This window comes from Clostridium sp. CM038, assembly GCF_055081105.1.
Window position 1 is genome coordinate 1,878,938 of record NZ_CM143651.1, and the last position, 26,110, is coordinate 1,905,047.

Annotated in this window: 23 protein-coding genes and 5 pseudogenes; 27 read left to right on the forward strand and 1 reads right to left on the reverse strand. The window is 31.2% G+C overall.

The window, feature by feature from the left end; translation table 11 throughout:
- The first annotated feature begins 215 nt into the window (after positions 1-215).
- The 5 genes from ACWJKS_RS08500 to ACWJKS_RS08520 all read left to right on the forward strand — a co-directional run bounded on the left by ACWJKS_RS08500 (position 216) and on the right by ACWJKS_RS08520 (position 4,466).
- Entirely contained in the window at positions 216-374 is a 159-nt protein-coding gene (locus ACWJKS_RS08500; RefSeq protein WP_216304028.1) for a winged helix-turn-helix domain-containing protein, read from the forward strand.
- Positions 375-840: 466 nt separating this feature from the next.
- Positions 841-2,034, forward strand: coding sequence for a phosphoenolpyruvate hydrolase family protein (locus ACWJKS_RS08505; RefSeq protein ID WP_462960946.1), 1,194 nt, complete (start codon positions 841-843; stop codon positions 2,032-2,034).
- A gap of 84 nt (positions 2,035-2,118) precedes the next feature.
- Positions 2,119-3,327: a Tm-1-like ATP-binding domain-containing protein gene (locus ACWJKS_RS08510; protein ID WP_216304003.1), complete on the forward strand. Its 1,209-nt coding sequence runs from the start codon at positions 2,119-2,121 to the stop codon at positions 3,325-3,327.
- 105 nt (positions 3,328-3,432) lie between these two features.
- Positions 3,433-4,263 carry a phosphoenolpyruvate hydrolase family protein gene (locus ACWJKS_RS08515; RefSeq protein WP_216304004.1) on the forward strand — a complete coding sequence of 277 codons (831 nt, stop codon included), beginning with the start codon at positions 3,433-3,435 and terminating at the stop codon, positions 4,261-4,263.
- A gap of 50 nt (positions 4,264-4,313) precedes the next feature.
- Complete coding sequence (locus tag ACWJKS_RS08520) at positions 4,314-4,466, forward strand: hypothetical protein (protein WP_216304030.1); 153 nt, start codon at positions 4,314-4,316, stop codon at positions 4,464-4,466.
- Positions 4,467-4,644: 178 nt separating this feature from the next.
- Here ACWJKS_RS08520 and ACWJKS_RS08525 read toward each other — a convergent pair whose 3' ends face one another.
- Positions 4,645-4,911, reverse strand: coding sequence for a hypothetical protein (locus ACWJKS_RS08525; RefSeq protein ID WP_216304005.1), 267 nt, complete (start codon positions 4,909-4,911; stop codon positions 4,645-4,647).
- Positions 4,912-5,072: 161 nt separating this feature from the next.
- Here ACWJKS_RS08525 and bla point away from each other — a divergent pair.
- The 22 genes and pseudogenes from bla to ACWJKS_RS08635 all read left to right on the forward strand — a co-directional run.
- Positions 5,073-5,594 (forward strand): annotated as a pseudogene (gene bla / locus ACWJKS_RS08530) (class A beta-lactamase); the annotation flags it as partial.
- 217 nt (positions 5,595-5,811) lie between these two features.
- Positions 5,812-6,129, forward strand: coding sequence for a hypothetical protein (locus tag ACWJKS_RS08535; protein WP_216304006.1), 318 nt, complete (start codon positions 5,812-5,814; stop codon positions 6,127-6,129).
- A gap of 53 nt (positions 6,130-6,182) precedes the next feature.
- Positions 6,183-6,248: pseudogene (locus tag ACWJKS_RS08540) on the forward strand (hypothetical protein); the annotation flags it as partial.
- 63 nt (positions 6,249-6,311) lie between these two features.
- Positions 6,312-6,881 (forward strand): annotated as a pseudogene (locus tag ACWJKS_RS08545) (IS1595 family transposase); the annotation flags it as partial.
- Between the two features lie 42 nt (positions 6,882-6,923).
- Positions 6,924-7,268, forward strand: a complete 345-nt coding sequence (locus tag ACWJKS_RS08550) for a hypothetical protein (RefSeq protein WP_216304008.1) — start codon at positions 6,924-6,926, stop codon at positions 7,266-7,268.
- A 258-nt stretch (positions 7,269-7,526) separates the two neighbouring features.
- The gene (locus ACWJKS_RS08555) at positions 7,527-8,039 is read left to right on the forward strand and encodes a hypothetical protein (protein ID WP_216304009.1); all 513 of its coding nucleotides are present in this window, start codon (positions 7,527-7,529) and stop codon (positions 8,037-8,039) included.
- A gap of 150 nt (positions 8,040-8,189) precedes the next feature.
- Positions 8,190-8,732: a CDP-alcohol phosphatidyltransferase family protein gene (locus ACWJKS_RS08560; protein ID WP_462960947.1), complete on the forward strand. Its 543-nt coding sequence runs from the start codon at positions 8,190-8,192 to the stop codon at positions 8,730-8,732.
- Positions 8,733-8,869: 137 nt separating this feature from the next.
- Positions 8,870-9,763 (forward strand): GNAT family N-acetyltransferase, encoded by an 894-nt coding sequence (locus tag ACWJKS_RS08565; protein WP_462960948.1) that lies wholly within the window; start codon positions 8,870-8,872, stop codon positions 9,761-9,763.
- Between the two features lie 282 nt (positions 9,764-10,045).
- A complete protein-coding gene (locus ACWJKS_RS08570) occupies positions 10,046-10,759 on the forward strand; it encodes a CPBP family intramembrane glutamic endopeptidase (RefSeq protein ID WP_165412960.1) in 714 nt (237 codons plus the stop codon).
- 215 nt (positions 10,760-10,974) lie between these two features.
- Positions 10,975-11,217 (forward strand): hypothetical protein, encoded by a 243-nt coding sequence (locus ACWJKS_RS08575; protein ID WP_220319694.1) that lies wholly within the window; start codon positions 10,975-10,977, stop codon positions 11,215-11,217.
- A 54-nt stretch (positions 11,218-11,271) separates the two neighbouring features.
- A pseudogene (locus tag ACWJKS_RS08580) lies at positions 11,272-11,592 on the forward strand (MerR family DNA-binding transcriptional regulator); the annotation flags it as partial.
- 9 nt (positions 11,593-11,601) lie between these two features.
- Positions 11,602-12,159: pseudogene (locus tag ACWJKS_RS08585) on the forward strand (RNA-guided endonuclease InsQ/TnpB family protein); the annotation flags it as partial.
- Between the two features lie 169 nt (positions 12,160-12,328).
- A complete protein-coding gene (locus tag ACWJKS_RS08590; protein WP_462960949.1) occupies positions 12,329-14,059 on the forward strand; it encodes an ABC transporter ATP-binding protein in 1,731 nt (576 codons plus the stop codon).
- Positions 14,056-15,837 carry an ABC transporter ATP-binding protein gene (locus ACWJKS_RS08595; RefSeq protein ID WP_462960950.1) on the forward strand — a complete coding sequence of 594 codons (1,782 nt, stop codon included), beginning with the start codon at positions 14,056-14,058 and terminating at the stop codon, positions 15,835-15,837. Before ACWJKS_RS08590 ends, ACWJKS_RS08595 begins: the two co-directional genes overlap by 4 nt.
- Before the next feature lie 87 nt (positions 15,838-15,924).
- Positions 15,925-16,863 carry a hypothetical protein gene (locus tag ACWJKS_RS08600; RefSeq protein WP_462960951.1) on the forward strand — a complete coding sequence of 313 codons (939 nt, stop codon included), beginning with the start codon at positions 15,925-15,927 and terminating at the stop codon, positions 16,861-16,863.
- Positions 16,864-16,974: 111 nt separating this feature from the next.
- Complete coding sequence (locus ACWJKS_RS08605) at positions 16,975-17,679, forward strand: response regulator transcription factor (protein ID WP_462960952.1); 705 nt, start codon at positions 16,975-16,977, stop codon at positions 17,677-17,679.
- Positions 17,676-19,082: a HAMP domain-containing sensor histidine kinase gene (locus ACWJKS_RS08610; protein WP_462960953.1), complete on the forward strand. Its 1,407-nt coding sequence runs from the start codon at positions 17,676-17,678 to the stop codon at positions 19,080-19,082. Before ACWJKS_RS08605 ends, ACWJKS_RS08610 begins: the two co-directional genes overlap by 4 nt.
- Positions 19,083-19,238: 156 nt before the next feature.
- Positions 19,239-20,609, forward strand: a complete 1,371-nt coding sequence (locus tag ACWJKS_RS08615) for an alpha/beta fold hydrolase (protein ID WP_462960954.1) — start codon at positions 19,239-19,241, stop codon at positions 20,607-20,609.
- A 316-nt stretch (positions 20,610-20,925) separates the two neighbouring features.
- Entirely contained in the window at positions 20,926-21,516 is a 591-nt protein-coding gene (locus tag ACWJKS_RS08620) for a DUF1349 domain-containing protein (protein ID WP_462960955.1), read from the forward strand.
- A 345-nt stretch (positions 21,517-21,861) separates the two neighbouring features.
- The gene (locus tag ACWJKS_RS08625) at positions 21,862-23,037 is read left to right on the forward strand and encodes an ATP-binding protein (RefSeq protein ID WP_216304021.1); all 1,176 of its coding nucleotides are present in this window, start codon (positions 21,862-21,864) and stop codon (positions 23,035-23,037) included.
- A complete protein-coding gene (locus ACWJKS_RS08630) occupies positions 23,027-24,595 on the forward strand; it encodes an ORC-CDC6 family AAA ATPase (protein ID WP_462960956.1) in 1,569 nt (522 codons plus the stop codon). The genes ACWJKS_RS08625 and ACWJKS_RS08630 overlap by 11 nt, the downstream gene beginning before the upstream one ends.
- A gap of 149 nt (positions 24,596-24,744) precedes the next feature.
- A complete protein-coding gene (locus ACWJKS_RS08635) occupies positions 24,745-26,025 on the forward strand; it encodes a methionine gamma-lyase family protein (protein WP_220319690.1) in 1,281 nt (426 codons plus the stop codon).
- Positions 26,026-26,110: the final 85 nt, after the last annotated feature.

A 26,110-nucleotide genomic window follows, 5' to 3' on the forward strand; every position in this document is an offset into this window, starting at 1 on the left:
ATCCAGGGGAATATTAAATATACTCGTGTTATTTTAATATTGTTCTCAAAGATGTTACATTAGCTAATATATGCTAATAATATTTTCAATTTTTATCACCTTGAGGTAATGCTCTCATTAGAAAGAATTGTGTGAAAAAAGGAGAAGAAAAGATTATGTCTCAAGGTATAGTTTTTTCTCTTAAGGACATGAAGATATAAAAAAATCAAGAGGAGATATTTTTAAGTAATACAGAACTGAAATTATTCAAATATTTAATTATTAATCCTAAGCAATTTCTAGCAAAGGAGCAGCTTTTAAATGAATTGTGGAATATTGATGGGGATTTTATAGACCCAAATACTATAGCTGTAAATATAAGAAGTTTACAGTAATAGCTGTGATTGGCATCGCTTTTTTGTGGTACATAATAAAATATTTTGTTCGAAAACTAGATAGCTTTTCTTTAGAGGTAGATGAAATAATGAAGGGGAATTATTCTTTCAACATGGTGGATTATGACCAGGGTGTTTTATCTAGGCTTAATTTTCAATTTAGGCAAATGAGTAAGAAACTTGAAATGTGGAGTGATGTTTGATGCTAATAAAAAAATATATATGCCATAATAAGAAAAGATAGCAAAGTGATTTAGAGGGAAGAATTTTAGTTAAATCATCACCTTTTGAAATGTCGTTAAATATGGATAAAAGCAAAAAAGATATTATAGGTAAAATAAAGATAAAATGATAAAATTTGCAGTATAATGAAGATAGAATAAGGTTGAGGACTGCAAGGATTATTTTTGAAGAGAAAATATGAACACAGAAATGAATTATGAATAAAATAAGGGGCTTAGAAAGTATGGAAAGAGAAAAAATATTAGAAAATCTAAAATCACAAATAAAAATGGGTAATCATATTATTGGGGTAGCTACAGGTGCAGGAATAACAGCAACGTATGCCAAACAGGGTGGGGCTGATTTTCTTTTGATGTTAAATTCAGGTAGGTTTCGCCAAATGGGGAGGGGCTCACTAGCAGGTTTTTTACCGTTTTGTAATAGCAATGATATGGTAATGGACTTTGCTTCTAAAGAAATAATGCCTTTGGTAACTGACATACCTATTATTTTTGGCCTTAATGCAACAGACCCTACAAAAAACATAAATAGTTACATAGATGAAATAAGGGTCATGGGTTTTTCTGGTATTAATAATTACCCGACAGTTGGACTAATTGACGGTCAATTTAGCGAGGCTCTTAAAGACAATGGACAGCATTATCTAATTGAAGTACAAGCAATAAGAATAGCCCATGAAAAAGATATGTTTACAGTTGCATTTGTGTTTGACGAGGTACAAACAGCTCAGATGATTGATGCTGGAGCTGATATAATTTGTGCACATTTAGGATTAACGGGAGGCGGGTTATTAGGGGCAAAAAAAGTGTTCTCTCTGGAAGCTGCAAAGGTTAAAGTGGACAAGATATTTAATAAATGTAATGAATTAAAGCCAGAAGTAATTAAGTTGGTTTATGGTGGCCCTGTAAAGACACCAATTGATATTCAGTATATGTATAGTAGTAATAAAAGCTTAATGGGATATATAGGTGGGTCTGCATTTGAGAGGATTCCATCAGAAAAGGCGATTACAAATATAACAAAAGCCTTCAAAATAGCAGGGCAGCTGAATGAAGAAGATTTAATGATTAAGATGTTGGATGGAGTTTCAAAACACTACGATTATGTTGGATTTGTGCAGGAATACGTTTCTGAAAATTATATGAATGATATTTCGTTTTTAGATTTAGCTACAGTAGCGCATGTATCTAGGAGTTATTTAAGCAGTCTATTCAAAAAGAAAATTGGTTGCAGTTTTCCACAGTATATAGTTAAATTCCGTATAAATAAAGCAGTAGAAATTTTAGAAAGAGAAAATATCCAGTTATCAGAGTTAGCATCATTAGTTGGTTATCATGATTATTCACAATTTAGCAAAATGTTTAAAAAGTACAAGGGATTGTCTCCCAAACAATATAAAGCTAAAAATAATACATAAGCACAAAAACATAAGACATAAAAGCGTTTACGGTAAGAAGCTATGGCAGTATGATTAATTTAGAGTTGTATAGGGGGTTAAAAATTGAAAACAATTGCAATTGCAGGAACATTTGATACTAAAGGTGATGAGTATTTATATGTAAAAGAATTGATTGAAGGTTTGGGGTTAAGTACTTTTACGATTCACACAGGAGTGTTTAAGCCAACATTTAAACCTGATGTATCAAACAATGAAGTAGCAGAGATAGCAGGCGTAGACATTAAAACTCTCGTTGATAAAAAGGACAGAGCATTAGCAACAGAAATATTATCAAAAGGTATGGAAAAATTAGCACCTAAATTATACAAAGAAGGTAAATTTGATGGAATAATATCCCTTGGAGGTAGTGGAGGAACTTCACTAGTAACACCAGCAATGAGGGCACTTCCTATTGGGGTGCCAAAAGTTATGGTATCGACAGTAGCATCGGGAAATACTGCTCCATATGTAGGAACAAGTGATATTGTTATGATGCCATCTGTAGTAGATGTTTCAGGGCTTAATTCAATTTCAACTAAGATTTTTGCAAATGCAGTATTTGCAATAGCAGGTATGGTTAAATTTGAAAACATAAAAGTGGTAGAGAAAAAAAAATTAATTGCTGCAACTATGTTTGGCGTAACAACTCCATGTGTAACGGCAGCCAGAAAATATCTTGAGGATAGAGGATATGAAGTGCTTGTGTTCCATGCAACAGGTATAGGTGGACAGTCGATGGAAGCACTTATTGAGGCTGGATTTATTGAAGGAGTTTTAGATCTTACAACAACAGAGTGGGCAGATGAAGTTATCGGTGGAGTTTTGAATGCAGGGGAACATCGTTTAGAAGCCGCAAGTAAAAATCATGTTCCACAAGTTGTATCAGTAGGTGCACTTGATATGTGCAACTTTGGGACATACGATACAGTACCAAAAAAGTTTGAGGGACGTAATTTTTATAAGCACAATCCGACAGTGACACTTATGAGAACAAATGTAGCAGAAAATGAAGCAATCGGGAAAAAGCTTGTTGAGAAATTAAATATGGCAAAAGAGAAAACTGCTTTATTTTTACCACTAAGAGGCATATCGGGCATTGATGTAGAAGGTCAAGAGTTTTATGGTGTAGAAGAAGATAAGATGCTATTTGACACCTTAAGAAATGGTGTGAACAAAAACATTGTAGAAGTAATTGAAATGGATTGTGAGATTAACAATGCAGTATTTGCAGAAGTAGCAGCACAAAAATTAATAGATTTAATGAGTAAGTAGGATATAATGTTCGGATATATTAGTGTAGTAATAGGATTTTAGGTAATAATCCCAAAATTGAAAAACTAGTGACCAAAATTCAAACTATTTAAGGAGGATTTGGAAATGAATAAAATGACGAGAAAAGAAATTATTATAAAGTTTAAGGATGAAGTTAAAAATGGAAAGATACTATTAGGAGTAGGAGCGGGTACAGGTATTACTGCTAAAAGCAGCGAAGCTGGCGGAGCTGATATGCTAATTATATATAATTCTGGAAGATATAGAATGGCAGGCCGCGGATCACTTGCAGGATTATTATCTTATGGTGATGCAAATCAAATTGTGGTTGAGATGGGTTCAGAAGTATTACCTGTTGTAAAACATACACCCGTTTTAGCGGGGGTATGTGGTACTGATCCTTTTAGAGTTATGGAAATATATTTAAAACAACTAAAGGATCAAGGGTTTAATGGAGTTCAAAATTTCCCAACAGTAGGTTTAATTGATGGCGTATTCAGACAAAATTTAGAGGAAACAGGTATGGGATATGGATTAGAAGTAGAAATGATTAGAACAGCACATGAATTAGACATGCTTACGACTCCTTATGTATTTAATCCAGATCAAGCAAAAGCTATGGCAGCAGCAGGAGCAGATATCTTAGTCGCACATATGGGTTTGACTACCAAAGGTACAATTGGAGCAAAAACAGCTCTTACATTAGATGATTGTGTTAAGAAGATTGAAGCTATTATTAAAGCGGGTAGAGAAGTTAATCCAGATATTATGGTAATTTGTCACGGTGGACCGATTGCAGAACCAGAAGATGCTACATACGTAATTGAAAGAACAGAAGGGATAGATGGTTTCTTTGGTGCATCAAGTATTGAAAGATTTGCAGCTGAGAAAGGTATTAAAGAACAGACAGTATTATTTAAATCGATAGCAAAATAAATTATTAAGATTATACTTTAAAGGGAAAAGAAAGGGTTATGAGGTGCAAGATGCTTATTAAACAACCTATGGAAAGTTTAATGGAACAACAAAGTGTAACAGATGAAATTATGAAATATAAAGAATTATTAGATGAACGAATTATAACAGAAGAAGAATTTTTTATTAAGGAAAAAGAATTATTAAGAAAAATAATAAAATAAATATGGAATAATAAGAAGCTTAAAAATTGGCTTCTTTTTTATTACGTAATATAGTAGTTTAATTTATTGTAATTAATTGGGTTTAGGCTGTTAACAAAAATTAGAAAAGCATAAGTATAGTTTAAGACTCATGCTTTTCTAATTTTAACTACTACATACTTATTAATTTTTCCTGCATTTATTTCTTATCCATATTCTCAATCTTATTCATTTTATCCATCATTTTCATAGTATTCATTTGTATAGTTATATACATTTGCATCATGATATGCATGTGCATCATTTGCATATGCTCAGGCATAGTCATAGGCATAGTACTGTTAGATATAGGCATAATGGGCATAGGAATATTGGGCATATTGGGCATGTTTGGCATATTAGGCATAGGTGCAGGTGCCATCCTCCACGGCATCATGGGTTCTTCCATATTGTACATTTGATTCATATTGTTCCTCCAAAAATTATTATGTTACCCTATTATATATATTCAAATGAAGTCAAAATGTGTTTGTATGATAGAAAAATATAAGTAGGAATTTATAGAAGAAGCTCGGGTGCATTTAATTTAAGCTCTGAGTTTTGATTTTCACTTTGCACTGCACCTGTAAGTTGGGTATTTTTGCCCATGATGATAGGTTTGCTTACTGTTCTACATTCAAAGCTTTAGCCGCTGGTGCTGTTTTAAAACAAGATTCATTAGAGCAGCTTAAACAAGTAGTTAAATATAACAAAGAAGATGTTCTTTCTTATGCTCCAATTACAAAAGATAACATTGATAAAGGCATGACCATTGAAGAAATTTGCAATGCAGCATTACTGTTTAGTGATAATACAGCTGCAAACCTTTTATTTGATCATATAGGTGGACCTAATGGTTTTAAATCAGCACTTAATCAATTAGGGGATAACGTTACGCAACCTACACGTATAGAACCAGATCTAAACGAAGCCATACCTGAAGATATTAGGGACACTAGCACACCAAGACAATTGGCAACTGATTTACAAGCATACACAACTGGAGATATATTAACAGACGATAAGAAAAAAATTCTTATTGATTGGATGACATGTAATGCAACAGGTAATACACTAATTCGTGCAGGAGCACCAGAGGGCTGGGTAGTTATCATTGGAATAGTTAGGGTAGTGTCAATGATAGTGGTGTTTGTAAAGTATAAAACATTTGGGATACTTCATACTTATGGGAATAAAATTACAGGGCTTGTGCTATTTACATTCCCACTATCACTTGCTTTTTCCCAATCAGATGTTCTGATGTATATAATTTGTATGGTTGCAAGTGCCGCTGCTTTTGAAGAATTATTCATTCATCTATTATCAAATGAATTGCAAGCAAATAAGAAAAGTATATTCTTTAAGTGATAATAATTCTAGTTCTGGACAGGAATTTATTAAATCCACAGGTGCCAGCTTTGATAACTCTGAATATGAGATGTTTTTAAGAAATAAATTAAAACAAAATACAATAGCGCGTGATGTAGTTTTAAGAAAAACTACAAATAAAGATGCAAAAGAAATTGCAGTGCAGGATTATATATATTCAAATGTGGAATTCAAAGAAGAGGATATTTGTATGTTTGAGGAAGAAGAAAAATGTGGCGCAATTACTTATATAGCAGAAATTAATAATAAAACATAGGAAAAGTTCGTTTAGAAATATGTGATGGTGTAGGAGGTATTTATGGATTTGGTGTGCTCCCAGAACACCGTGGGAATGGTTATGGGAGAGACATTTTACTCTCATCAATAGAAAAATTGAAAGAGAAAAACTCAAAGAATATTATGCTTCAAGTGTCTGTAAAAAACAAAAATGCTTTAAAAAAGTCCTGCCGAAAGACCTTTACCGACTTTACACTCTCACCACGTTATAACAGTAAAAAAGATATTAAGAAGTGGATACTATATTCAAAATGTATGGCAAATGGTTATTCTATAAGAAAATGTGCAGAGCTAGTTGGAATAAGCATACCTACATCATTCTTTTGGAGATATAATTTTTAGATGCTAAAATCTATTCTGTGTACTGATTCACATAAGAGTTATATTAAATTTGCTCAAAATTCAAATGTTGAACTACAACAGATTAAACGTGGTAAACACAAGGAAGGCATATTTCATATACAGCATATTAATGCGTTCCATAGCAAATTAAAAGAGTGGATGTATCAGTTTCATAGTGTTGCAACAAAATATCTTGCCAACTACATGTACTGGTTTAAGTGGGTAGAGTTCTTTAAAACAGAGAAGGATACTGAAAAAAGCAAATATTTATTAGTTCAATCACATACATCTCATTCTGATACAAAGTTAAAGGATTTTAAAATAGGGAAGCGATTTATATGTGATAATGTTAAATATTTGAAATATATACTTAATTTTTGTATAATATAATAAAGACATAATGATTTAATAAATTGAAAGGAGTAGTTGTTTATGAAAATTTTTAATAAAACATATTTGGGTATTATTTTAGGCACTATTGTAGGAATTATAAATGTTTTACCTATGATATTGCAAAAGGTAGCTTGGGATGCTAATATATCAACTTTTTTGACTTGGGTTATAGTGGGCTTCTTTATTTCAACAACAAAGTTGAAATTCCATGGAATTATAAAAGGAATTATTATTTCTATACTTATATTTATCCCCTCAACTATTTTTGTAATAGAATCTAATTTAACAGGAGCAATTTGGACTATAGTAATGACATTGATTTTCGGTGGTTTATTAGGGTATTTAATTGATAAACTTGAAAAACAACAATTCGTGAATTTGTAAAATATTGATTAAAGGAATCCTAAAATGTATTCATTTAAAATTGGCATATTATTAACACTATGATTAAACATAGCTTAATATTTATATAAAAGCAATCTAGATAAGCTTAATTCTCCGATTAAAAAAATACAAAATGAAAGTTTTTTAGGTAAGGATTTAGATTTATATAAAAAAAGAGTCAAGTTGACTTCGCCAATATTTTACATAAACAAAAAATTCCCTCCAGCTTTTATATTATGTGAAGGTGAAAGGATGTGTATGTTAGTGAATTTGGGAACAGCATTGATACATGGATTAATTTGGGCACTTATGTGGAGCAGTACGGTTACATTTATTGAAATAAAGTGGCCTCATTTATTTCTACAAGATTATCCGAAAGAACTACAGGAGGTTATTAATCTTCCTCCATTTACAAACAAAAAAGCTGCATATATGTTTGAAACAATAACGATGCTTTTAATTGTAGCTTTTATATTTTGGAGTGGCATATATACATATCATGAAAATCAAGTAAGTTATTGGATAATCTTTTGCCATATACTTATAGTCTGCCTGTGTTGGAATATATTTGATTTAATCGTGATGGACTGGCTTATTTTTTGCACTTGGCAGCCGAAGTTTATTGTACTTCCTGGGAGTGAGGGAAATAAAGCGTACAAAGATTATAAATTCCATTTTATCGGTTTCTTAAAGGGAAGTGTAATATCAGTAATTGGGTCGATTGTTATTTCAGGGATATGTTTTGTGATTTTAAAGTATTTAATATGGTAAGAGCATGAGCATAATGTGTGGTCATTTTAAGTCCGATTTTTATAAAGTTCAGCATAAACAACTACAAGAATTCTTGAAAGAATAATGGGGGTATGTCAACTTGTATTCTTATAGGAAGGAAGGCTAATTTATATTTTAAGAGGTGATGCAGTGAAGACAATAGCAAATTATATATCAATTGCGAGAATATTTTTTTCCATTACATTGCTTGTGGCAAAACCATTAAGTATAGTGTTCTTCGCAATCTATCTCGTTTGTGGAATTAGCGATGTTTTTGATGGATACATAGCAAGAAAAACAGATACCGCAAGTAAATTGGGTGAAAAACTTGACTCTGTTGCAGATTTGATAATGGTTGTGATACTGACAATTGTGCTATATCCAATTATTAATTCAATTATAAATCCAACAGTTCAAATCATTGTTTGGGTAGTTATCATCGGAATAGTTAGAGTAGTGTCAATGATAGTGGTGTTTGTAAAGTATAAAACATTTGGGATACTTCATACTTATGGGAATAAAATTACAGGGCTTGTGCTATTTGCATTCCCACTATCACTTGCTTTTTCCAAATCAGATGTGCTGATGTATATAATTTGTATGGTTGCAAGTGCCGCTGCTTTTGAAGAATTATTCATTCATCTATTATCAAATGAATTGCAAGCAAATAAGAAAAGTATATTCTTAAAATGAGCATTATCCATATCAATTAACAGTTAATACAAATCATTCTTAAGGTTCGTCATAAACAACTGTAAGAGAAAAGGATGGTGCAAATATATAGTATTAACTATTACTAATAAATAATAAAAAGGGGTTAGATATAGATTATGGGTGAAATAAAAAGTCCCTATATAAGATTAAGAGAAAGATTAAATAAAAATGACTATGAAGATATATATGCTCTTCAAGGAATTTGTTTAGAAATGGATAGAGTAAAACTAAAATTAGAGATTGATTATAAGCTAAGCAGGGCAGAAGGAAAAATTGATACTTTAAGCAAAATTAATGAATTCATGTATTATGATGGAGATGAGCTTATAGGTTATGCTGGTATATGTAACTTTGGGGGAGCTGTACTAGAAGTAAATGGTATGGTGCACCCCGGGTATAGAAGAATGGGTGTATTTAAAAGGTTATTTTCTTTAGTTAAAGATGAATGGAGAAGAGGCGATGCAACAAAAATGCTTTTGCTAAGTGATAATAATTCTAGTTCTGGACAGGAATTTATTAAATCCACAGGTGCCAGCTTTGATAACTCTGAATATGAGATGTTTTTAAGAAATAAATTAAAACAAAATACAATAGCGCATAATGTAGTTTTAAGAAAAACTACAAATAAGGATGCAAAAGAAATTGCAGTGCAGGATCATATATATTCAAATGTGGAATTAAAAGAAGAGGATATTTGTATGTTTGAGGAAGAAGAAAAATGTGGCGCAATTACTTATATAGCAGAAATTAATAATAAAATCATAGGAAAAGTTCGTTTAGAAATATGTGATGGTGTAGGTGGTATTTATGGATTTGGTGTGCTTCCAGAGTACCGTGGGAATGGTTATGGAAGAGACATTTTACTCTTATCAATAGAAAAATTGAAAGAGAAAAACTCAAAGGATATTATGCTCCAAGTGTCTGTAAAAAACAAAAATGCTTTAAATCTTTATAAATCTTGTAGCTTTGAAGAGACTTATACTATGGATTACTATGAAATAAGTAAGTAAATATTGCATTTATGCAAAAATATTCTTAGATGTACTACTATCGGAATGCTATGAACGTAAAACACTAATCATAAACACAAACATTGAATTGTTCGGTTTTATAGTTATGACGCTTAATAAGAATGATATGTTTAATTAAATACGAGTAAATTAAAGTAGGGGTTAAAATGAAGAAGGTTAAATAGAAATTTAAAAATCGTAGCAGTATCTTTTGTAAATATTATCTTAGCTGCATTTGTATGGTATGTAATAACACTTATTAGTAGAAAATTTGGGCTTAAATTGCTTGAAAATAATTTTATAAATTATAGTGGCTTAGAAATTAGTATATTAATCGGCCAGTATTTTGTTATTAAAAAGTACAATAATGGCAGAGTTAGTTTTGATTTTATTGACATGAAGTTTAAACAAAATAGTTTTAAACAGTTATTTATAGGTATTGGCATAGGAACGCTAATGTATTTCGCTGGGGTGTTGATTTTGAGTGTAATGAAAATTGTAAAATTCAAAGGTATAGGGTTTATGTTCTACCCTACAAATGAGATTATTGTAGCTATTATTAGTGCATTCGTGACTTGTGCAATAGTCGGTTTTACTGAAGAAATATTATATAGGGGTATTATTTTAAAGCATTTAATGCAATTTAAAGGGAAAGTCGTTGCTCTGATAATAAGCTCATTAATATTCACAATATTTCATACGCAGTATTATCAACAATTTCATGCCCTATTTGTTGTATTTATTATGGGAATTCTATTGGGGTATTTGTATATAATAACAGAATCTTTATATTTGCCTATAGGGTTACATTTCGTAGTAGATTTTTATAGTTTCATAACAGGTGAATCTAACAATTTTTTACTTTTCGATATAAAAATTAGTAACTTGGTTTTCAGTTTATATTTTGATTATGTAACAATTATTGTAATTATAATACTGATTTTAATTTTAGCAGTGTATAAATTTAAACATAAAAAATTAAGTGCCAATACTTAAAAACAAGCTTAGGATTTATTATAAACGCTTATTTTTTTTATAGGTCGTGAGTAGAAATTACTGGACAGTAAAATTAATAGGGATTTCTGAATATCAATATGGCTTTATTTTTTAACACCATACTAATGGATTTAGATAATTCGTCAATCGTAAATCCATAATACCTAAACATTTGTAGAAAATTGAGAAGATTATTTTTATTGGGAGGTAATAACTTGAAAAAAGTAAGAGTTATAAAAATATTAATCTCAGCAATAGTTATTACATTATCGCTTTTAGGTTTATTTAATATCATTAATATAAAAATTATAATACCAATTGCATTACTATTATTAGGTATCTTGAGCATATTAAATGGGTATGACTCATATATTAATAACAAAAAAGGAGAATCAATTTTGTTAATTCTAAGTGGAATATTCGTAATCTTTGTTTCTGTAATTATAACATTTTTTTAGTAAATTTAGGATTAGTAAGATAAGTTATACGATAAAGAGCGTGGTATGATTTGAATGAATATATACAAACCACAAGCATTTGCTGAAATGATAGGCATTTCAGTAAGAACATTACAAAGATGGGATAACGATAAGAAATTAATAGCTTTTAGAAATCCTTCTAATAGAAGATATTATACCCATAACCAATATGTTAAATATATGGGAAAAATAATTCAAGATAAAGACATCAGAAAAACCATTATTTATACAATAGTTTCGAGTAGTGGTCAGAAAGATGATTTAAAAAATCAAGTTGCTACTCTTAAAGAATTTGCCAAGGCTAGAGGTATCATAATTGATGAGGTATTTGAGGATATTGGAAGTGGACTTAATTAGTTAAAAGTAACTAGTGGAACTGTAAGTTTTAAAGCAGGTAGGTACTATGTTTCTGTTTTAATTAATGTTCAAAGGAAATATGAGAGTTTGAAGGTAAGAAATAAAAAAATAAATATAAAAGGAGGAACTGCTACCAGGCAAAATATATCCGAACAAATAGTTATGGTACAAAAACTTCATCAGAAACTTTCTTATATTAGAAACAATTATGTTAATCAAGTAGTTAATAAGATAGTAAAAACCAAACCGTCTTATATAATAATTGAAGATTTAAACGTAAAAGGAATGATGAAGAATAAGCATTTGGCAAAGGCAATAGCACAACAAAATTTTTATGGCTTTAGAGTTAAACTTACTTTCAAATGTAAGATTAACAATATAGAATTAAGAATTGTTGATAGATGGTATCCATCAAGTACAACGTGTTCTGATTGTGGAAGCATTAAGGAAGATTTAAAACTTTCAGACAGAGAGTATGTATGTCCAGTATGTGGACTTATAATTGATAGGGATAAAAATGCTAGTATAAACCTTGCAAATGCTAAAATATACAAAGTAGCATAACCAAGCTATTGTATATATGTACCGATGGCTAGTCTGGAATTTACGCCTTTGGAGTGTTATATCAAATGTTAGTAGTATAGTTTGCTATATGAGGACAGACACGGTGAAAACGTAATTTTCTTGGTATGGGTATAATTGTCCATATTTTAAGTAGCAGTGAATAGAAGGAATGAAACTAATATTAAAATATATAAAAAAATATAAACTGCTTCTAGTGCTGAATATAATATCCGTTTTTGGATTTGTATTAGTGGAATTAGGAATTCCAACAATAATGGCTAGAGTGATTGACACAGGAATAGCTAATAAGGATATAGAATACACAAAGCATATGGGTACTGTAATTGTAGGAATATCTATAGTTGGAGCCATGGGTACAATATTATTAGGATACTGTTCTTCAAAAATCTCTACTAGTATGATTAGAGATTTAAGAAACGATATTTTTAAAAAATCTCAGGAATTTTCACATAGTGAATATGATAAGTTTGGGATATCGTCAATGATAACCAGAACAACCAATGATGTTTTTCAATTACAACAATTTACAAATACATTATTAAGAGTAGCATTCCTTGCACCGGTTATGTTTATTGTAAGTTTGGTAATGATTATAAGAACGAGCTTACATTTGTCTGTAGTATTAGCGATAACGGTACCATTCATAGTGCTTGGGGTAATTATTATATCTAAGATATCTTATCCAATATCAGAAAAGCAACAGAAAAAATTAGATAAATTAAATAGAATATCAAGAGAAAATTTAACTGGAGCGAGAGTAATTAGGGCATTTGGTAACGATGATCATGAAAACCAAAGATTTGAAGAAATTAACAATGAGTATACAAATCTATCTAAGAAGTTATATAAGCTTATGGCAATTTCTCAGCCAACTTTCTTTTTCTTGTTGAATTTAGCAGTGCTCGCTATTTTTTGGATTTCTAGCAAAATGATAAATGCAGGAACGCTACAAGTTGGACAACTGGTAGCATTTATAGAATATTTGTTTCATGCAATGTTCTCAATTATGCTTTTTTCAATGATGTTTATCATGTATCCAAAAGCACAGATTTCAGCTAATAGAATTAACGAGATATTAGCTGAAGAGCCTATTATTAAAAATCCTAAATATGGTGTTAAAAATACGGCTATTAGGGGGATTGTGGAGTTTGATAATGTTACCTTTATTTATCCAGATGGAGAGATTCCAGTTTTAAGTGATATATCCTTTACAGCAGTAAAAGGAGAAAAAGTTGCATTTATAGGAAGTACAGGCAGTGGGAAAAGTACGTTAATTAATTTAATTCCAAGATTTTATGATGTTACAAAGGGTAGCATAAAGATAGATGGCGTAGATGTGAGAGAATATGATTTAAAAGCACTACGTGAAAAAATGGGGTTTATACCTCAGAAAACATTGTTGTTTACTGGCAGTATAGGCACTAATATTAAATTTGGTAAAGCTGCTGCAGATAAACAAGAACTTGAACATTCGGCTAAGGTAGCCCAGGCTTATGATTTTATTAATAGTAAACATAAAAAATTTGAAGAATTAATAAGTGAAGGTGGATCTAATATGTCAGGAGGTCAAAAGCAAAGATTATCTATTGCAAGAGCATTAGTTAGAAAGCCTGAAATTTATATTTTTGATGATAGTTTTTCCGCTTTAGATTTTAAAACAGATGCAATGCTTAGAGAAAAGTTAAAGGACGAAACTAGAGATTCCGTAGTTTTAATGGTTGCACAACGGATAGGATCCATAATTGATGCTAATAAGATTATAGTATTGAATGAAGGCGAGATAGTAGGAATAGGAACTCATAAAGAATTACTAAAAACCTGCGAAATCTATTATGAAATTGCATCATCTCAACTTACAAAGGAGGAACTGGAACAATGAAAAAGTTAACGGATAATATAAGAAAAATTTCTCCCTTCGTAAAACCATATAGGAGAGCACTGATTGGCGCAATTTTATTTATAGTAGTAGCGTCTATTTTTACTGCTATTGCTCCAAAAATAGAGGGGTTAATTACAACTAGTCTTGCCAAAGATGTTGTGAATATAGCAAAAGGTATAAAAGGAGCTTCAGTTAACTTTAATTATATTTTAAGGGTATTGGTAATATTGGCTTTTATTTATATATTTGGAACATTATCAACATATGCAGCAAGTTTGTTGTTAACTAATTCTATTCAAAACACTATGGAAGATTTAAGAAATGCTGTACAAGGTAAAATTAGGAAATTACCTATAAGTTATTTTGATAAAAATAGCTATGGGGATATGCTGAGCCGCATAACAAATGATATAGATACTATCTCTAATGCACTTCAACAGAGTTTTAGCCAAGTTATAAATTCAATATTGGCAATAACTCTAGCTATTGCGATGATGTTTACAATTAATATAAAACTTGCATTGGTAGCTATACTTATAATACCGATAAGTTATTTAGTGTCAAAATTTATAGTAAGTAAATCACAAAATTTATTTTATAAACAGCAAAATGTTTTGGGGGAATTAAATGGTAAAGTGCAAGAAATATATACTGGTTTTAATGAAATAAAGCTGTATGGAAAGCAAGAAGATGCTATAAAAGATTTTGAAAATATTAATGAAGAACTTTTTAATACTGGATTTAAGGCGCAATTTATATCTAGTATAATTTCTCCATTAGTTTCTTTGGTAAGTTATTTAGGAATTGCAGCCATTGGAATTCTTGGCGCAACATATGCTATAAATGGAATAATGACAGTGGGTAATCTTCAAGCATCTATTCGTTATATCTGGCAAATAAACCAACCAATTTCTCAAGTAACACAATTATCTGCTGCAATACAATCAGCCTTTGCGGCAATTGAACGTGTATTTGAAATATTAGATGAGAAGGAGGAGATTCCAGATAAAGCCTCTTTTATAAAGCTCGCGAATGTACGTGGAAATGTTACTTTTGAACATGTCAAATTTGGATATAGTGGAGATAAGATTTTAATTGAGGACTTAAACGCAGAGATAAAAAGTGGTCAGATGGTTGCTATTGTAGGTCCAACAGGAGCAGGTAAAACAACATTAATAAATTTATTAATGAGATTTTATGATATTCAAGGGGGAGCTATAAAGATAGATGGAGTGGATACTAGAGATATGAAACGTGAAGATTTACGTTCTATATTCGGTATGGTTCTTCAGGATACTTGGCTATACAATGGAACAATTTATGAAAACATTGAGTATGGTAGATTTGGAGCTACCAAGGAAGAAATTATTGAAGCGGCTAAAATAGCTAACGTACATCACTTTATTAAAACACTTCCAGATGGGTATAACATGTTTCTAAACGAAGAGGCTTCTAACATATCTCAAGGAGAGAAACAACTTTTTACTATAGCAAGAGCTATAATATCAAATCCAGCAATATTAATATTAGATGAAGCAACTAGTTCAGTTGACACTAGATTAGAAATATTACTTCAAAAAGCTATGAGGAATATAATGAAAGGAAGAACTAGCTTTGTTATTGCACATAGACTTTCAACTATTCGTAATGCAGATTTAATATTGGTTATAGATGAAGGAAATATTATAGAACAAGGAACCCATAATGAGTTAATGAAAAAGGGCAGTTTCTATGAAAAACTATATAATAGTCAGTTTGGGAGTCCGGTAGCAAATTAAACTAATTATTAATGAATATTTAAAGTATCATGGTCGTATTGTACTTTATTGTGTATAAAAAAGTTATATGCAGAAAGGGAGTTTAGTATGTTTGAAGAACTTAACAGGGAACTTATAAATGTCAAAGAAAAATTGTTGAGAAAAAAGAAATTTCAAAGTTCGGTTAACCAGACTGGGGAAGTGTTGCAAAAAGAATTAGATAGAAAGATAGAGCTCGAAAATATTCTTAAAGATGAGGATAAGGATGTCAAAAAACTTGAATCATTAAGTATTACTAGTATATTTTATTCGATACTCGGGAGTAAACATCAACAGCTTGAAAAAGAGAGGCAAGAGTTGCTTTCTGCTAGGTTAAAGTATGATGAGTGTTGTAAATCAGTTTTAGCATTAGAGAGGGAAATTGTATCGTATAAAGCTTCATTAAACAGTCTACTTGGCGTAGAGTGTGAATATGAAACTGTATTGAAGCACAAAGAAGAGTTTATACTGCGATTAAATGATGGTAAATCTCAAAAGTTACTTCAACTTATAGACAACCTAGCTGACCTTGAAGCACAGAAGAAAGAATTGAAGGAAGCAATTGCGTCAGGTGAGGCTGTACAAATTGAACTTGGACGGGTAAAAAATTCTCTTGAAAGCGCTGAAGGCTGGGGAACATGGGATATACTAGGAGGAGGCTTACTTGCAACTGCAGCTAAGCACTCACATATTGATGAAGCTAAGGAATATGCAAATAATACAAAAATTGCATTGATACGATTCCAAAATGAATTATCCGATGTGAATTTAATAATGAATATAGATATAAATATTGGGTCTTTCGAAACATTTGCAGATTATTTTATTGATGGTCTTATATCTGATTGGGTTGTACAATCAAGGATCTGTGAATCATTAGATAGTGTACATCGTGTTGCAAACAATGTAGAAAATGTAATAGGTTCACTGAAAGAAAAGCTCGATAGTATACAAAATGCCTTGCTTTCAACGGAAGAAAATATTAAATTGCTTGTTGAACAAGCGTAAATGTAGATTGAGGAAACATAAAAGTTATTTTGTTTAAAGGTAGGCATTAATTAAGGAGGAGTAGATGTTGATATCAGCGCAAACAAATATACACGATGAGGAAGTGGTTTTTTGAATGTATTAATCGCAGAAGATGAAAAGGACATCAGAATCCTTTTAAAGTTAGAGCTTGAGCAGGATGGATACTCTGTATTTGCTGCAGAGGATGGCATTGAGGCTTTAGAAATCATACGAAACAAAGCAATTGATATTGCTATCCTTGATGTTATGATGCCACGACTGGATGGATTCAATCTGCTACGAAAAATCCGTCAAACAAGCAATCTTCCTGTCATATTTCTAACCGCTAGAGGTGATGATATGGACAAGATTTTAGGACTTGGGATTGGTGCTGATGATTACCTAGTAAAGCCATTTAGCATGCCAGAACTGCTTGCAAGAGTTGGTGCACAGCTTAGGCGAAACCTTGAATATTCGTCTCAAAGGCCGCATGCTTTCTCCAAAATAAAGTATGGCAGTTTGTGCTTGGATAAAGACGCCTGCTGCGTATATAAAGAGGATGTGCTGGTGGTACTGAATGCAAAAGAATATATGTTGCTTAAGTACCTTATGGAGAATCCGGAAAGGGTTTTTACCAGAAAGCAGTTATACAAGGCAGTATGGGATGAGGATATTTATTGTGACAATAACACCATTATGGTGCATATAAGTCATATCAGAAATAAGATTGAGACTGATCCAAGAAATCCGGAATATGTCAAAACCATTAGGGGTATTGGATATAAGTTTCATAAACAGAGCACGGTTAGCCTATGAACAGAAAAATAGAAAGCAGATTCTTAGCAAACTATGTCCTCATGTTTATTATTTCCATAATGATAGCTTTATTTGCACTTATGATTTTAGGTTTTGCAAACGATGTTATATCAAAGAATCTTGTTAAGAATAATTATACCGCAGAAAGCCTAATGAAGGATGATTATAAAAGGATTGACGTAGAACAGGTTATTGATAATGGCGGCGGTGTACAGGTAATTAACACCGATTATGAAGTTGCATATTCTTTAGGGCTTAACACTATTTCAAAAGATAAACTTACCACAGCGGAGTTTACTGATTTTTTGATGAAGAGTAAAAGTATTGAAAGACGTTATAGCTATAGTATTAAATATAATTCTAAGAAGCAATTTTGGCTGGTAGTGACGTTTCCAACTTCTATTAGAATTGATTTGAATTTCGTATACAACAAAGAATACAATTCCGTTGATAAACAGGGAGTAGTTGGTGTTATTGTTGCTGTTATTTTGTTTTACTTAATACTGCTTGCAATATGCACTGTGATATATTCAAAGCTATCATCTATAAGCATTATAAGCCCCTTAAAAAAATTTCGTCACAGTGCTTCTCGATTGAAAGATGGAGATTATTCTTCAAGAGTTGAGCTTAATTTGAAAAATGAGTTTGGAGAATTAGAATATATATTTAACGAAATGGCAGAACAAATTGAACATGAAATATATCTTAGAAAACAGTCTGAAGAAAACCGTAAAAGGCTTATACTTAATATTTCTCATGATCTTAAAAACCCTCTTGCAAGTATTATGGGTTATGCAGAGTTTAGCTATAACAAACCTGATTTATCAAAAGAAGAACACCTTACATACATGAAAGTAATATGTGAAAATAGCTTAAGAGCAAACAATTTGGTTACTGACCTATTTGAGCTGTCTAAAATGGAAAGTTCGGAATATTTATTGAATAAAACCAGAGTTGATATATGTGAATATATGAGGGAAGAAATAGGCTTTTTTATAACTACCTTTGATAAGGCCCAATTTACATATGATTTTGAGATACCAGAAAAAGAAATCTTTATTGACATCGATTTAAAGCAGATGAATAGAGTAATCCAAAATCTTGTTTCTAATACAATAAAATATAATCCCAAAGGAACACTCTTAATGATCAGCTTATTTGAGCAGGGTGATGGAGTCGTTATTATCTTTAAGGATAATGGGATTGGAATGCCTTCAGAAATTGCAAAAGATATATTTAATCCATTTGTACGCGCGGATATGGCAAGAAACTCACAAACAGGTGGCACAGGCCTCGGACTGGCCATAGTTAAAAAAATCATTGAAACACATGGAGGTAGTATTCGTCTAAACACAGAGGTAAACTGTGGGTGTGAGTTTATTATCAATATCCCCAAAATTTAAGATGGATTTAAGATTAGAAACAGCCCCAGTTAAGTATACCTTGTTATAGTAATAGCAAGGGGTACTAAATGGGGTTGTTCTCCATTTTTTTGTGTCAAATAAAGAATTTGAGGTATCTGAGAAAACAGACTAAATATTTGTAGAAGGGAGACTAATATGAAATCATTATTTAAAAAAGATACAACTTCTCGTGGGTCAAAAACCAATTTGTTGCTTCAACTACGTTTTCTTTTACCGCTACTCACAGCAGTTATAATCGCTTTGTATATTATTGTTATACGCCCACATCTTATGATTACAATGAAAACTGTCCCTATAGAGTTAGGGTTTGCGTTAATATTGATACTTTCTTTGGTTGTAGCAATAGCAACTCTTTTCATCTCAATTTTGATTACAGTAATTATTGCTGTTTGTACACGTAAAAAAGCAAGGATAACGCCCTGGCTTTTGAAACTGCGGAGTCAGTTGATTGTAGCAGTAGTATTATTATTTGTGAATGTTGTTTCTATACTATGTAGCCAGTGGATGGCATACACGCCACCTATACTTGGAGATAATGGCAAACCATTAGTGGGTAGTATTGCTACCTTAGAGAAAGTAAGTCTAGGTGGTAGTGATCAGTGGATAACTATTCGTGGAAAAAATAAAAATAATCCGGTGCTACTTTTTCTAGCTGGTGGTCCCGGTGGAACACAGCTAGCCGCAACCAGAGAGCAACTAAAAAAACTTGAAGATAATTATGTGGTTGTTAACTGGGATCAACCAGGGGCGGGTAAGTCAATTAATGCTGTACCTCTTAAATCAATTACCCCTGAGCGATATATTTCTGATGGACATGAGCTAACACAGTACCTGTGCAATAGATTTAAACAAGAAAAGGTATATGTACTTGGTGAGTCGTGGGGGAGTGCACTAGGTATATTGCTTGTGCAACGTTACCCAGAACTATTTTCTGCTTTTATTGGTACTGGTCAGATGGTTGAATTCGTTGAAACCGATGTCCGTATGTATGAACTAGTGCTTAAGATGGCAAAAGATAGCAGAGATATAAAACAAATTGAAAAAATGAAAAATCAAGGCCTCCCACCATACCATGGTAAAGATGTAGTTTGGAAATTTTCTACCCTCTCACAGTACTTGAGTAAACATATGACAAAAAATTCTGAAATTGAGAGAGCAGGATATAATACATTTGGTGAAATTGGAGGTACTGAGTATGGGTTATGCGATAAAGTAAATTATTTTTTTGGTTTAGTTACTACTTTTAATCATGTCTATCCTCAGTTATACAATTTAGATCTACGTAAACAAGCTATAAAGTTAGATGTTCCAGTGTACTTTATGGAAGGTCGTCACGATGTCAACGCGTCACCAGTATTGGTTGAGGATTATTTCAATTCACTAAAAGCCCCTTCTAAAGAGCTCATTTGGTTTGAACACTCAGGGCACGATCCATGGAGAAACGAACCAGACAAGTTTGTTGATTTGATGATAAATTTGATATTGAAGGAAACAAAGATAAAGTAACAGAGTTATTGAAATGGGACTGTTTTCCGTTTCTTGTACTGAGTCTCCACATTATTGATATATCAATGAAGTGGGGACTATGAGTCGTCCCTATTATTATCGTAGTAGCGCCAACATTGCTTGTTTATCTATACTAATTCACATATAAATGGCTTGGACAATTGATTTTAGTGTTGCGTATATATAAACAATGTATGATCTTTATTTACGAGGAAATTGTTCCAAAGTGTGGTAAATTATGATAATATTACATTAGTTACGACGCAGTTGTATTTTATTATGTATTAAAAGTTATTTGAATTGGGGGAGGATTAAGATGTTTGAAATTAGTGATAAAGAAGAAAAATGGTTTTTTAAACCTCGATATTATGTAATTGGAAGAGATAGAGTTGAAATTATAACAGACCCTAACACTGATTTTTGGCAAAGAACTTATTATGGATTTAGAAATGATAATGCTCATGTTCTTTATATTACAACAGATGAAAGATATTTTTCATTTACAGTAAAGGCAGAGTTTAATAGTACAGCATTGTTTGACCAATGTGGAGTTGCAATTTATCAAAACAGTGAAAATTGGGTAAAGGCAGGAATAGAATTTCATGACAATAATACTGCATGGCTTGGAAGTGTGGTAACAAATCATGGATATTCTGATTGGGCAACTACGGATATTGGAGCATTTGTAAATTGTATGTGGTATAGATTAAGCAGACGAGAGAGTGATTATTGTCTTGAAAATTCCTTTGATGGTGTAAATTTCAAACAGATGCGGATTTTCCACTTGTTTGAAGGTGAAAAAGAAATTAATATTGGGTTACTTGCATGTTCACCAAGTAAAAATTCTTTTAAGGCTGTTTTTACTGAAATGAAGATAGGGGATTGTTTATGGAAAGAGCATAAATAATAAAATGAGAAAATAACATATGTGTAGGCGTTATGATATTAAGTGCTGTATTATTGTATTCCCATTTGGAACACCAGAAACATTTAGTAAATTAGGGATTAAAAAAACTATCTTAATTATTAGAATTTTAGGATTGATATTATTAATAGGAAGTTTTATTTGCTATAGTAATCCTCAGATATTATTTTAAGTAGTTAGGGTACATGTTTCTTAAATTGTTTAGTAATTGTAAAAAAAGCGAATAAGGGGGTTTGACTTTGACAAAAAATATTTTGTTAGAATGCTTGACAAAATATTTTTTGTTAGATATAATTGTAAATATAAGTAATTGCGGAGGTGCTAATTATGAAAATTACAACAGGGCAAGCTGCACGAGGTGAAAATTTTTTTAAAAGACCTATTTTAATAAATAAATTATGGAGAAAAATTGATTCAGCTAGTAGTATTATAATTTCAGCTCCAAGAAGGGTTGGGAAAACATCTTTAATGAGGTATATAGAAGATAACCCAAGGGATAAATATTATATAATCTATGTAATTACGGAGTCTGTTTACAACGAAAATAAGTATTATAAGGAAATTGTAAAGGCCATTTTAAATTGCGATTCAATAAAGAAAAGAGACAAAGTAATAAATTCAATTAAAGATTTAGCTAAAACCATTTTTAAAAGTATTGACGAAGTAGGCATAGACACTGTTAAGTTTACTAAGACTATTGAACTTAATTATTATGAAAAGTTTATAGAAATTATGAGATCTATTGATTTAGAAGGGCACAAATTAATTATAATGATAGATGAATTTGCTCAAACAATAGAAAATATTCAACAAAATGAAGGCACTACATATGCAGTTCATCTTCTTCAAAGTAATAGAGCATTAAGACAAAATAGTGATATAAATAATAAATTTCAATTCATATATACAGGGTCCATAAGCCTCGAGGGTATTGCAAGACGAATGGACTCTTCAAAGTTTATAAATGATCTAGATATTTTAAAAGTCACTCCACTAAGTGAATCAGAGGGGAAAAGTCTTATAAATGAACTACTTAAAGGGCTTGATTTCACAATGGATACCGCTACTATAAATCATATGCTTCATGAAATTAAGTGGTTGATTCCTTTTTATATTCAACTTGCTATGGATAAAATTCAGGATATTTATGATGAAGATCAAATATGCTCTATATATAATAAATCGGTTGATATAGCAATTAAACGGATGATAGAGGAAAATAATAAATTTAGCAGTTGGCATGAGAGACTTAAGGTGTACAAAAATAATGACTATAAGTTTATTATAGAAGTATTAAACATAATAGCTATAACAGAAGCTAAGAAGATAACTTATAACGAAATATATGATTTAGCTGTAAAATATAATCTTTGCGAAACATATAAAGATCTCTTAAATACTATTATTGATGATGGATATATAAATAATGATGAGGAGGAAAAATTATATACATTTACCTCTCCTATATTAAGAATGTGGTGGTGTAAAAAAAATGCAAACTAGTACTTTAAGTTTTTATAATCCCAATAATTTATCGCATCAAGAATTAGTTGATAGATTTGTAATAAGGAAAAAAGAATTTCAAAAGATTTTTAAAGATATAAAAAATTCTGACATGAAATATCCAGAGCAGCATTATATCATAGAAGGTCAAAGAGGATATGGTAAAACAACTTTATTAAAAAGAATATACTTTGAAATAAAAGGAGATAAGCAGCTAAAAGCAAAGTTTATCCCTGTTATATTTCCTGAGGAGCAATACAGTATACGGAGACTGTTTAAACTTTGGGAGGTAACGGCTGCGAATCTTGAAAAGGAAAATGATGAGTTTGTAGGGCTTTATGATGAAATGGATAAATATGCAGAGGTAGAAGACTACGAAGATATATGCTTTAAAATACTTGAGCAAAAACTTAAAGAAAAAAATAAAAAATTAATACTATTAATAGATGATACTTTCGGTATTCTAAAGAAGTTTAAAATCTATGAGCAGCAAAAACTTAGAGAAATTCTATTAACCTCTGCTGAAATTCGAATTATAGGAGCATCTTCAGAAGTTTTAGAATTTACTTTTGATTATAGTAAGCCCTTCTATAACTTCTTTAATCTGATAAAATTAGAAGGATTAAATTCAGAAGAAATTGTGGAATTTTTTGAAAAGTTAGGTGGAATTTTTAATAAGAAGGGTATAAATGAGATACTTAAAAGTAACAGTGGGAAAATAGAAGCTTTAAGGCGGTTAACAGGTGGGGTGCCAAGAATCATGGCATTACTTTTCGATATTTTAAATGTTGACAACGGACCCGTATTTAAACAATTAGATACATTACTAGATAGAGTAACACCTCTTTATAAACATACAATGGATAGGTTATCTCCAGTGCAACAGGAAATTGTTGATGTTATAGCTTTACGCTTTGATGCCATAACCACAAAAGAAATAGCAGATAAAATAAGAATGCAAAGTAAAGAAGTATCCGCTCAGTTAAATCAATTAGAAAAAAACGGAGTAATAAATAAAACACCTGTAAATAAGAAAAATTATATGTACAAAATAAAAGAACGCTTTTTTAACATATGGTATATGATGAGGTTTGGGGGAGAAAAAGAAAAACAGCAGGTGAAATGGCTTGTGGGTTTTTTTGAAAGCTGGTGCAATAAAGAGGAACTAATTAACAAAAGTGAAAAAAATGAAAATGATTTTAATACCATTTATGTTTTATCTGAAACCTTACTTTCTAATGATCGAATAGAAGAATCCTTAGAAAAAGCTCGCTTATTTTTAAGATCAGCTAATAATACAGATAAATATAATAAATCTATTAATGAATATTTAATTTTTCTAATGGCTAAAAAACAATACAATTCCTTATTTAAAATGTTTAATGAAGCTGAATTTAAGCTAAAGGATAAATTTAAGCCTACTTATTATGCGTTAATGTATTTTATGAAAAATCAAAATGAAAAATTTGAAATTGAGTATAAAAAAGTTGGAAAAGAATTAGAGGAAACTGTTGAAGAGATTATTGAAAAAGTTAAATCATCACCTGCGGTGCTGTAATAGTAAAGAAAGAGACAATTAAATACATACTAATATGATTGATATATAAATAAAACTATTCTACATCGGTATTATTTATGTTACTATTATTACGGTAGTTAAAGTTTAAAACACATAATATATACATAATAAAAAGGGGACCTGGAATCATGATAGACATAACAAAAGAATACCTTCAAAAGAAGTATAAAATAAGTTCAAAAACGCTAAAACTCTATGATATAGCAATACAAGATGTACAAGATGAGTTTAAAATTCTTGATGAAATAAGAGAGTTTAATCAGCTTAAGGTTTTGACCGCACTACAAGATGAACGAATTAGCGAATGCCATTTTACAAATTCATCTGGATACGGTTATGGCGATATTGGGAGAGATTCATTAGATAAAGTATATGCAAGAATTTTCAATTGTGAGAGTGCACTCGTTCGGCCGCATTTCGTAAATGGAACACATGCAATTGGAGCGTCCTTATTTGGTAATTTAAGACCTAATGATACCATGATATCGGTATGCGGAACACCTTATGATACACTTCTTAATATAATAGGTATAAATGCTAAGGAGGATATAGGCTCATTAAAAGATTATGGTGTAAAATATAAACAATTAGAATTAAACGATAACTCTAAAGTTGATATTGATTTAATGAAAAAGACACTGATTGAAGATAAGTCAATAAAGCTAATTCATATTCAAAGATCTACTGGATATGGCTGGAGAAAAGCATTATTAATTTCTGAAATAGATGATATTATAAGCGCTGCAAAAGCTATAAATCCAAAGGTTATTTGTTTTGTAGATAATTGTTATGGTGAATTTATTGATGTTACGGAGCCTACAGATGTAGGAGCAGATATAGTTGCTGGATCCCTCATAAAAAATATTGGTGGTGGAATTGCACCTACAGGTGGATATATTGCAGGTAAAGAAGAATATGTACGACAAGCTTCTTATAGACTAACAACTCCTGGAATAGGAGGGGAATGTGGTTCTACGTTTGGAGTTATGCGTTCTTTATATCAAGGACTATTCATAGCACCACATATAGCTATGGAAGCATTGAAGGGCGCTATTTTCTGTGCAAGAATTATGGAACTTGCAGGTTTTGAAGTTCTTCCTAAGTATACTGATAAAAGAAGTGATATAATTCAAGCAATTAAATTTAATGATAAGGAAAAGTTAATTAATTTCTGTAGGGGTATACAAGAGGGGTCTCCCATTGATTCTTTTGTTCAATGCGAACCGTGGGACATGCCAGGATATGAAGATAAGGTTATAATGGCAGCAGGTGCATTTATTCAGGGAGCATCTATAGAATTATCTGCAGACGCTCCAATAAGAGAGCCTTATATAGCATATTTACAGGGTGGATTAACGTTTGATCATGCTAAAATTGGAATACTAATAGCACTTTCAAGAGTTATTTGAACTAGAAAGTAAATATTTATGACTTAATAATAGAATAAAAAAATCCTGCAATTGATATATTCATTGCAGGACTTTTTTGTTACAT

What these genes read in the sequence shown, in the direction of transcription:
- ACWJKS_RS08505 (WP_462960946.1), top strand. Translation starts at nt 841, where the DNA reads ATGGAAAGAGAAAAAATATTAGAAAATCTAAAATCACAAATAAAAATG.
- ACWJKS_RS08515 (WP_216304004.1), top strand. Translation starts at nt 3,433, where the DNA reads ATGAATAAAATGACGAGAAAAGAAATTATTATAAAGTTTAAGGATGAA.
- ACWJKS_RS08520 (WP_216304030.1), top strand. Translation starts at nt 4,314, where the DNA reads ATGCTTATTAAACAACCTATGGAAAGTTTAATGGAACAACAAAGTGTA.
- ACWJKS_RS08525 (WP_216304005.1), bottom strand. Translation starts at nt 4,911, where the DNA reads ATGAATCAAATGTACAATATGGAAGAACCCATGATGCCGTGGAGGATG.
- ACWJKS_RS08535 (WP_216304006.1), top strand. Translation starts at nt 5,812, where the DNA reads ATGAATTGCAAGCAAATAAGAAAAGTATATTCTTTAAGTGATAATAAT.
- ACWJKS_RS08550 (WP_216304008.1), top strand. Translation starts at nt 6,924, where the DNA reads ATGAAAATTTTTAATAAAACATATTTGGGTATTATTTTAGGCACTATT.
- ACWJKS_RS08555 (WP_216304009.1), top strand. Translation starts at nt 7,527, where the DNA reads ATGTTAGTGAATTTGGGAACAGCATTGATACATGGATTAATTTGGGCA.
- ACWJKS_RS08565 (WP_462960948.1), top strand. Translation starts at nt 8,870, where the DNA reads ATGGGTGAAATAAAAAGTCCCTATATAAGATTAAGAGAAAGATTAAAT.
- ACWJKS_RS08590 (WP_462960949.1), top strand. Translation starts at nt 12,329, where the DNA reads ATGAAACTAATATTAAAATATATAAAAAAATATAAACTGCTTCTAGTG.
- ACWJKS_RS08595 (WP_462960950.1), top strand. Translation starts at nt 14,056, where the DNA reads ATGAAAAAGTTAACGGATAATATAAGAAAAATTTCTCCCTTCGTAAAA.
- ACWJKS_RS08600 (WP_462960951.1), top strand. Translation starts at nt 15,925, where the DNA reads ATGTTTGAAGAACTTAACAGGGAACTTATAAATGTCAAAGAAAAATTG.
- ACWJKS_RS08610 (WP_462960953.1), top strand. Translation starts at nt 17,676, where the DNA reads ATGAACAGAAAAATAGAAAGCAGATTCTTAGCAAACTATGTCCTCATG.
- ACWJKS_RS08615 (WP_462960954.1), top strand. Translation starts at nt 19,239, where the DNA reads ATGAAATCATTATTTAAAAAAGATACAACTTCTCGTGGGTCAAAAACC.
- ACWJKS_RS08620 (WP_462960955.1), top strand. Translation starts at nt 20,926, where the DNA reads ATGTTTGAAATTAGTGATAAAGAAGAAAAATGGTTTTTTAAACCTCGA.
- ACWJKS_RS08625 (WP_216304021.1), top strand. Translation starts at nt 21,862, where the DNA reads ATGAAAATTACAACAGGGCAAGCTGCACGAGGTGAAAATTTTTTTAAA.
- ACWJKS_RS08630 (WP_462960956.1), top strand. Translation starts at nt 23,027, where the DNA reads ATGCAAACTAGTACTTTAAGTTTTTATAATCCCAATAATTTATCGCAT.
- ACWJKS_RS08635 (WP_220319690.1), top strand. Translation starts at nt 24,745, where the DNA reads ATGATAGACATAACAAAAGAATACCTTCAAAAGAAGTATAAAATAAGT.